General features: G+C 71.0%; 6 protein-coding genes. All 6 read right to left on the bottom strand.

Going from position 1 to position 7,134, the window contains the following annotated elements; genetic code table 11:
• Window positions 1-112 precede the first annotated feature (112 nt).
• The 6 genes from rodA to ndk all read right to left on the bottom strand — a co-directional run bounded on the left by rodA (window position 113) and on the right by ndk (window position 7,127).
• Window positions 113-1,312: a rod shape-determining protein RodA gene (gene rodA / locus ABTY15_RS36090; protein WP_350605285.1), complete on the bottom strand. Its 1,200-nt coding sequence runs from the start codon at window positions 1,310-1,312 to the stop codon at window positions 113-115.
• Window positions 1,309-3,591, bottom strand: a complete 2,283-nt coding sequence (mrdA, locus tag ABTY15_RS36085) for a penicillin-binding protein 2 (protein ID WP_350605282.1) — start codon at window positions 3,589-3,591, stop codon at window positions 1,309-1,311. The genes rodA and mrdA overlap by 4 nt, the downstream gene beginning before the upstream one ends.
• A 69-nt stretch (window positions 3,592-3,660) precedes the next feature.
• The gene (gene mreD / locus ABTY15_RS36080) at window positions 3,661-4,302 is read right to left on the bottom strand and encodes a rod shape-determining protein MreD (RefSeq protein WP_350605280.1); all 642 of its coding nucleotides are present in this window, start codon (window positions 4,300-4,302) and stop codon (window positions 3,661-3,663) included.
• A 3-nt stretch (window positions 4,303-4,305) separates the two neighbouring features.
• Window positions 4,306-5,271, bottom strand: a complete 966-nt coding sequence (mreC, locus tag ABTY15_RS36075; RefSeq protein WP_350605278.1) for a rod shape-determining protein MreC — start codon at window positions 5,269-5,271, stop codon at window positions 4,306-4,308.
• 95 nt (window positions 5,272-5,366) lie between these two features.
• Window positions 5,367-6,392, bottom strand: coding sequence for a rod shape-determining protein (locus tag ABTY15_RS36070; RefSeq protein ID WP_030256393.1), 1,026 nt, complete (start codon window positions 6,390-6,392; stop codon window positions 5,367-5,369).
• A gap of 321 nt (window positions 6,393-6,713) precedes the next feature.
• Complete coding sequence (gene ndk / locus ABTY15_RS36065) at window positions 6,714-7,127, bottom strand: nucleoside-diphosphate kinase (RefSeq protein ID WP_350605277.1); 414 nt, start codon at window positions 7,125-7,127, stop codon at window positions 6,714-6,716.
• Window positions 7,128-7,134 lie beyond the last annotated feature (7 nt).

Raw genomic sequence — 7,134 nt, 5'->3', positions numbered from 1 at the left:
GTCGGCGACCTTGGCGGCGGTCGGTGCGGACATGGTGTCGGCGACCCGGCCGTCGGACAGGAACAGGGCTTGTACCGCAAGCCACTTGGCGCCGCGACCGGCAACCGCCGGATCAGGCCGCTATCGGCCGCTGGCTCTGCACCGCCTGGAGCAGCCCGATCGCCAACCAGGTCGCGAACATCGACGACCCGCCGTAGGAGACGAACGGCAGCGGGATGCCGGCCACCGGCATGATGCCCAGGCACATCCCTATGTTCTCGAAGGCCTGGAACGAGAACCACGCGATCACCCCGGCGGCCACGATCGTCCCGTACAGGTCGGTCGCGTGCCGGGCGATCCGGCAGGCCCGCCAGAGCACCACGCCGGTCAGCACGATGATCCCCATGGCGCCGACGAACCCCAGCTCCTCACCGGCCACCGTGAAGACGAAGTCGGTCTGCTGCTCCGGCACGAACTGCCCGGTGGTCTGCGTCCCGTGGAACAGCCCCTTGCCGGTCAGCCCGCCGGAGCCGATGGCGATCCGGGCCTGCGCGGTGTTGTAACCGACGCCGGACGGGTCCAGCTGCGGGTTGGCGAAGGCCGCGAAGCGGTCGATCTGGTACTTGCTCAGCACGCCGAGCTTCCAGATCGCCACGCACCCGGCCACCCCGATCAGCAGCAGACCGCACACCCAGCGGTTGGCCGCGCCCGAGCCCAGCAGGATGCCCAGGACGATCGCCGCCATCACCATGACGGAGCCGGCGTCCGGCATCAGCATCACTATGGCCATCGGCACCGTCGCCCAGACCAGCCCGCGGAACACCGCGCGGTTCGAGGGGAACTCCCGCTCCCCCGCGTCCACCTGGTCCGAGAGCACCACGGCCATCGCCAGCACGATCGCCAGCTTGGCGAACTCGGCCGGCTGGACGGAGAAGCCGCCGCCGAGCTGGATCCAGGAGTGCTGGCCGTTGATGGTCGAGCCGAGCGGGCTGAGCGTGGCGAGCAGCATCAGGATCACGGCGACGTACAGGAACGGCACGAGGGTGCGGAAGCGCCGGCTCCCTATGGCTATCACCGCCGCGCCCAGCACCATCCCGATCACCACGTTGGTCAGGTGCCGGTACAGGAAGTACTGCGGGTCCCCGTGGGTGAGCGAGTCCCGCCCACGGGTGGCCGACCAGACCAGCAGCGAGCTGCCGAGCGAGAGGACCATCGCGGAGAGCAGCAGTATCCAGTCGATCCGCCAGAGCGGGGAGTCCTTGGACAGCGCCTTGGAGACTCCGGTGCGCTGCGGGGTCAGCCGCAGCTGCCGGTACGAACCGTAGGAGCTCATGCGTCGCGTCCCCTTCCGGTGCCGCGGGTCGGTTCGAGTGCCGCGGAGGCGGCGGTGTGCAGGACCGACGGGCCGGACGGCTGCGCCGGGTCGAGGAAGGCCCGCGTCACCCCGACGCCGCCGTCCACCCCGACACCACCGTCCACCGCAGCGGCGTCCGCGCCGTACGCGGCCTGCTTGACGATCGCGGTCCCGTCCGGGTTGAACTTCGGCAGCTCGGCCTGCGGCGTGGGCAGCAGCGCCTTGCCGTTGTCGATGGTGCCCTTGTCGTCCACCACGCCGTACAGCGCCTGGTAGATCCGGCGGACGGCGTCGCCCGAGCCGCCGGAGCCGGTGCCACCCTGGCTTATCGTCATGACGACCGCGTAGTCCTTGCTGTACGTGGTCAGCCAGGAGGTGGTCTGCTTGCCCTCGACCTCGGCGGTGCCGGTCTTGGCGTGCAGCTCGATCTTGCCCTGCGGCCAGCCGGCCCCGGCGAACTTCCAGGCGGCGGTGCCGCTGGTGATGACGCCCGCGGTGGCCTGGTCGATGTAGCTGAGCAGCTTCTGGTCGCCGGGGAACTTGGCGTCCTCGTGCGGGGCGATCTCGCGGACGAGATCCCCGCTCGGGCTTATCACCGCCTTGGCGACGGTCGGCCGGTAGAAGGTGCCGCCGTTGGCCAGCGCCGAGTAGATCCGGGCCATCTGGACCGGGGTGACCAGGGTGTCGCCCTGCCCGATCGCGAAGTTGACGGCGTCACCGGCGCGCATCTGGTAACCGTCGACGCAGTTCTCCCGGGCGATCTGGTCGGAGAAGCTGGTGCCGCCCTGGTCCGCCTGCTTGCACCAGGCGTCCTTGTTGTTGTCGTAGAAGGACTGCTTCCACTGCCGGTCCGGCACCCGGCCGGTGACCTCGCTGGGCAGGTCGATCCCGGTCTTGGCGCCGAGACCGAACTGGTGGGCGGTCTTGAAGAACCAGTCGCCCGGCTCCTTCTTCGGCTTGATGCCGCCGTCCCTCATCCACTGGTCGTACGCCAGGCCGTAGAAGACGGTGTCGCAGGAGACCTCCAGCGCCTTCTCTAGGGAGATGGAGCCGAAGTTCTCGCTCTCGAAGTTCTTGAACTCACGGCCGCCGATGGTCAGGCTCTTCGGGCACGGGTACGTCCCGTCCAGCGAGTAGCCGGCCTGCACGGCGGCGGTGGTGGAGACGACCTTGAAGGTCGAGCCGGGGGCGGACTGACCCTGTATGGCCCGGTTCAGCAGCGGGAAGTTGGATTCCTTGCTGGTCAGCGACTGGTAGTCCTTGCCGCTGATGCCGCCCACCCAGAGGTTGGGGTCGTAGGTCGGCGCGCTGGCCATGGCGACGATCCGCCCGGTGTGCACGTCCATCACCACGGCGGCGCCGGAGTCGGCCTCGTAGTTGCGGTTGGTGACCTTGTCGAAGGTCTTCCGGGCGTCGGCCATCGCCTGCGCCAGGTTGTCCTCGACCGTCTTCTGCACCCGGGCGTCGATGCTGGTGACCAGGTTGTTGCCGGTCTGCGGGGAGACGGTGCCGGCGGTGCCGATCACCCGGCCGAGGTTGTCCACCTCCAGCTTGGTGATGCCGGCGGTGCCGCGCAGGTCGCGGTCGTACACCGACTCCAGCCCGGCCCGGCCGATCTGGTCGGCCGGCAGGTAGCGGTCCAGACCGCTCTTGGCGGCGGTCTTGGAGACCTCCTCGTCGGTGACCGGCGAGAGGTAGCCGAGCACCTGGGCCAGGTTGGCGCCCTCGGCGCCGGTGTAGCGGCGCACGGCGGTGGGCTGCGCGGTGACCCCGGGGAAGTCCTCGCGGCGCTCCATCATCTGCATCGCCTGCTGGGTGGTCGCCTCCTTGGTGACCGGGATCGGCTGGTAGGGCGAGCCGTTCCAGCAGGGCTGCGGGGTCTTGGCGTCGCAGAGCCGGACCTTCTCCTGGACGTCCTTGGCGGGCATGCCCAGGACGTCGGCCAGCCGGGCGAGCACCGCCTTGCCGCCGTCCTTCTGCTGCAACAGCGAGGTGCGGCTGACCGAGACGACCAGCCGGGTCTCGTTGCCGGCCAGGATCCGCCCGGAGGCGTCCAGGATCTCGCCGCGGACGGCGGGTTCGACGACCTCGCGGATGTGGTTGCCGGTCGCCTTGGCGGTGTAGACGCTGGCGTTGCGGATCTGCAGGTACCAGAGCCGCCCGCCGAGCGTGGCGAGCAGCGACAGCACCAGGATCTGCAGCACCACCAGACGGATCGTCACCCGCCGGGTACGGCCGGTCTCGGGGATGTTGCTCACGTCTCGTGCGCTCCAGGGTGCGGGAGGGTCGAAGGATCGGGGGCCGGGTCCGGGCGGCCGACGGACCGGCTACGGGCGGCGGGCGAAGCCGGGCCCGCGCCGCTTCTTGTAGGACGGGCCGGACGAGACCTCGCGGGTGGTGCGGTAGCGGGCCAGCGTGCCGAGGCCGGGGCCGCCCTCGTCGTCGCCGCTGGCGGCGGCCACCGGGTCGCGCCCGAAGCGGCGGCCGATCAGCATCACCAGCGGCACCACGAACGGCGCCAGCAGCAGGTCGTACAGCAGCGCGGTGATCACCAGCTGGCCGAGGCCGACGTGCCGGGCGGCGGTGTCGCCGACCAGGGCGCCGACCATCGCGTACAGCAGGGTGGAGGCGACGGCGGCACCGGCCACCACCAGCAGTGCGCTGGAGACCGAGCGCTGGCGCCCGTGCTCGGGGCGCAGCAGCCCGGCGGCGTAGCCCATCAGGCAGAGCACCAGGGCGTAGCGGCCGATGGCGTGGTCGGACGGCGGGGCGAGGTCGGCGAGCAGGCCGGCGGCGAAGCCGACCACGCAGCCGCCGGACGGCCCGTAGACCATGGCCAGGCCGACCACGACGAGCAGCAGTATGTCCGGGGTGGCCCCCGGCAGCTGGAGCCGGCCGAAGACGCTGACCTGGAGGATCAGGCCGAGCAGGATCAGGACGGCGGAGACGGGGATGCGGGCGAGGCGCATGGCTCAGTTCCCCCCGGTGGGCTTTGCGGGCGGGGCGGCGGGCGTGGCCGGGGCCTGACCCGGAGCGGGTGCGGCCGGGGCGGGGGCGGCCGGGGTCTGGCCCTGGGCGGGGGCGGGCGGCAGGACGCCGTCGCGCGGGTCGCTGCGCGGCGGGACGACCACCACGCCGACCAGGTCCAGCCGGGTGAACTGGACGAAGGGCTCGACCATGATGGTCTTGGTCAGCTGGCCCGGGGTGGCCTCGACCTCGACCACCTTGCCGACCGGGACGCCGGGCACGAACGGCCGGCCGCTCTGCGAGCCGAAGGTGACCAGCCGGTCGCCGTTCTTGACCTGGGCCTTGCCGTTGAGCAGCGAGACCTTCATCGGGCTGGTGCCGCCGCCGGAGGCGAAGCCGATCTCACCGGTGCCCTCCAGCCGGGTGCCGGCGGAGAAGCCGGGGTCGGAGGCGAGCAGCACGGTGGCGGTGGTCGGGGCGACGGTGGTGATCCGGCCGACCAGGCCCTGACCGTTGATCACGGTCATGTCGCGGGTGAGGCCGTCGTCGCTGCCGGCGTCGATGGTGATGGTCCAGGAGAAGCCCTGGGCCGGGCCGATCGCGATGACCTGGGCGGCCTTGACGGTGTATCCGCCGGCGCCGGCGGTGCGCAGCAGGTCGTCGAGCTGCTTGGTTCGGCCGGCGGCCATGTCGGAGGAGGCGAGCTTCTGCCGCAGTTCGGTGTTCTCGCGGGCCAGCTGGTCGGTGCGGCCGCTGTGGGTGGCGGCGTCGCGGAAGGCCCGGACGGTGTCGGCGACCGGGTCGACGACGGTGGCGGCGCCGCGCTCGACCGGGCCGAGGACGCTGGCGGCGGCGTGCCGGGCACCGCCGAGGGGCGAGCTCTCACCGCCCTTGATGTCGACGGTGATGAGCGCGAAGGCGACGGCCACCAGCAGGATGAGCAGCAGCCGGCTCTCTCGTGTGTCCCTCACGGTGCTGGTACTGCCCCTTCGTACCTGGCCGGCCGCCCGGGCTGTGGGGCCCGGGGGGCGGCCCGTTCAGTTGAGTGTCGGATGTCGTCGTGGTGCTAACGGCGCGGCTGTGCGTCGAGTACCTGCTGGAGCGCCTCGAACTCCTCGACGCACTTGCCGGAGCCGAGCGCGACCGAGTCGAGCGGGTTCTCGGCGATGTGGATCGGCATGCCGGTCTCCCGGCGCAGCCGCTCGTCGAGGCCGCGCAGCAGGGCGCCGCCGCCGGTGAGCACGATGCCGCGGTCCATGACGTCGCCGGCCAGCTCGGGCGGGCACTGGTCGAGGGTGGTCTTGACCGCGTCGATGATCGAGTTGACCGGCTCGTCGATGGCCTCGCGGACCTCGGCGGCGGAGATGACGACGGTCTTGGGCAGGCCGCTGACCAGGTCGCGGCCGCGGATCTCGGCGTGCTCGTCCTTCTCGCCCTCCAGGCCGAAGGCGCTGCCGATGCTCATCTTGATCTGCTCGGCGCTGCGCTCGCCGAGCAGCAGCGAGTACTCCTTCTTGATGTGCTGGACGATCGCGTTGTCCAGCTCGTCGCCGGCCACCCGGATGGACTGGGCGGTGACGATGCCGCCGAGGGAGATCACGGCGACCTCGGTGGTGCCGCCGCCGATGTCGACGACCATGTTGCCGGTGGCCTCGTGGACGGGCAGGCCGGCGCCGATGGCGGCGGCCATCGGCTCCTCGATGATGTGCACCTGGCGGGCGCCGGCCTGCGAGGAGGCCTCGATGACGGCGCGGCGCTCGACCCCCGTGATGCCGGAGGGCACGCAGACCACGACCCGGGGGCGGGCGAGGTAGCGGCGGCGGTGGATCTTGAGGATGAAGTAGCGGAGCATCCGCTCGGTGATCTCGAAGTCGGCGATCACGCCGTCCTTGAGGGGGCGGATGGCGACGATGTTGCCCGGCGTGCGGCCGATCATCTTCTTCGCCTCGGCACCGACCGCGAGGATGCCGCCGGTGTTGGTGTTCACGGCGACGACGGACGGCTCGTTGAGGACGATCCCCTTGCCCCTGACGTACACCAGCGTGTTGGCAGTTCCGAGGTCGATCGCCAGGTCTCGGCCGATGAACGACAGGTTGCTCGCCATGGGGTGTAGGTGCCTTCCCGGGCTCGGAGTTCATGGGGGGTGGACGCAGACGTGCGCCCACGCTTGGGCGGAGACCAGCTGAGCTGCCTTACCGGGCCCTTGAGTCGCGCCCCATCGTAGTCACGCCTCGCGGAACGGACGCCGACGAGGGCATACCGTCCATTGTCCGGAGCGTGATCGCTTCTCCGAGCATTGGGACGCCGTGTCGGGACCCCCAGTTCCCTATTTCACGATAAGAATGCCCCGGCCGGGCCAATGGTCCCGACCGGGGCAGTGCCAAGGTCCCCCGGGCGTTTCGCCCGGTGCGGGTCAGGCGTGCGCCGGGAAGAAGATCTTGATCTCGCGCTCGGCCGACTCCGGGGAGTCCGAGGCGTGGATCAGGTTCTCGCGGGTGATCGTCGCGTAGTCGCCGCGGATGGTGCCGGCCCCGGCCTCCAGCGGGTTGGTGGCGCCGGCCAGCATCCGGATGCCGGGGACGACCTCCTCGCCCTCGACGATCATCGCGATCGACGGGCCGGAGGTCATGAACTCCAGCAGCGGCTCGTAGAACGGGCGGCCGACGTGCTCCGCGTAGTGCTGCTCCAGCGTCGCCCGGTCGAAGGTGCGCAGCTCGACGGCGGCGAGGCGCCAGCCGGCCTTGCGCTCGATGCGGCTGATGATCTCGCCGGCCAGGCCGCGCTTGACGGCATCGGGCTTCAGCAGGACGAGAGTGCGCTGGGACACGGTGCGT

The organism is Kitasatospora sp. NPDC097643 (assembly GCF_040302625.1).
Classification (GTDB): domain Bacteria; phylum Actinomycetota; class Actinomycetes; order Streptomycetales; family Streptomycetaceae; genus Kitasatospora.
Note: the sequence above shows the minus strand (reverse complement) of the source record. Positions and strands in the feature narration are given on the sequence as shown.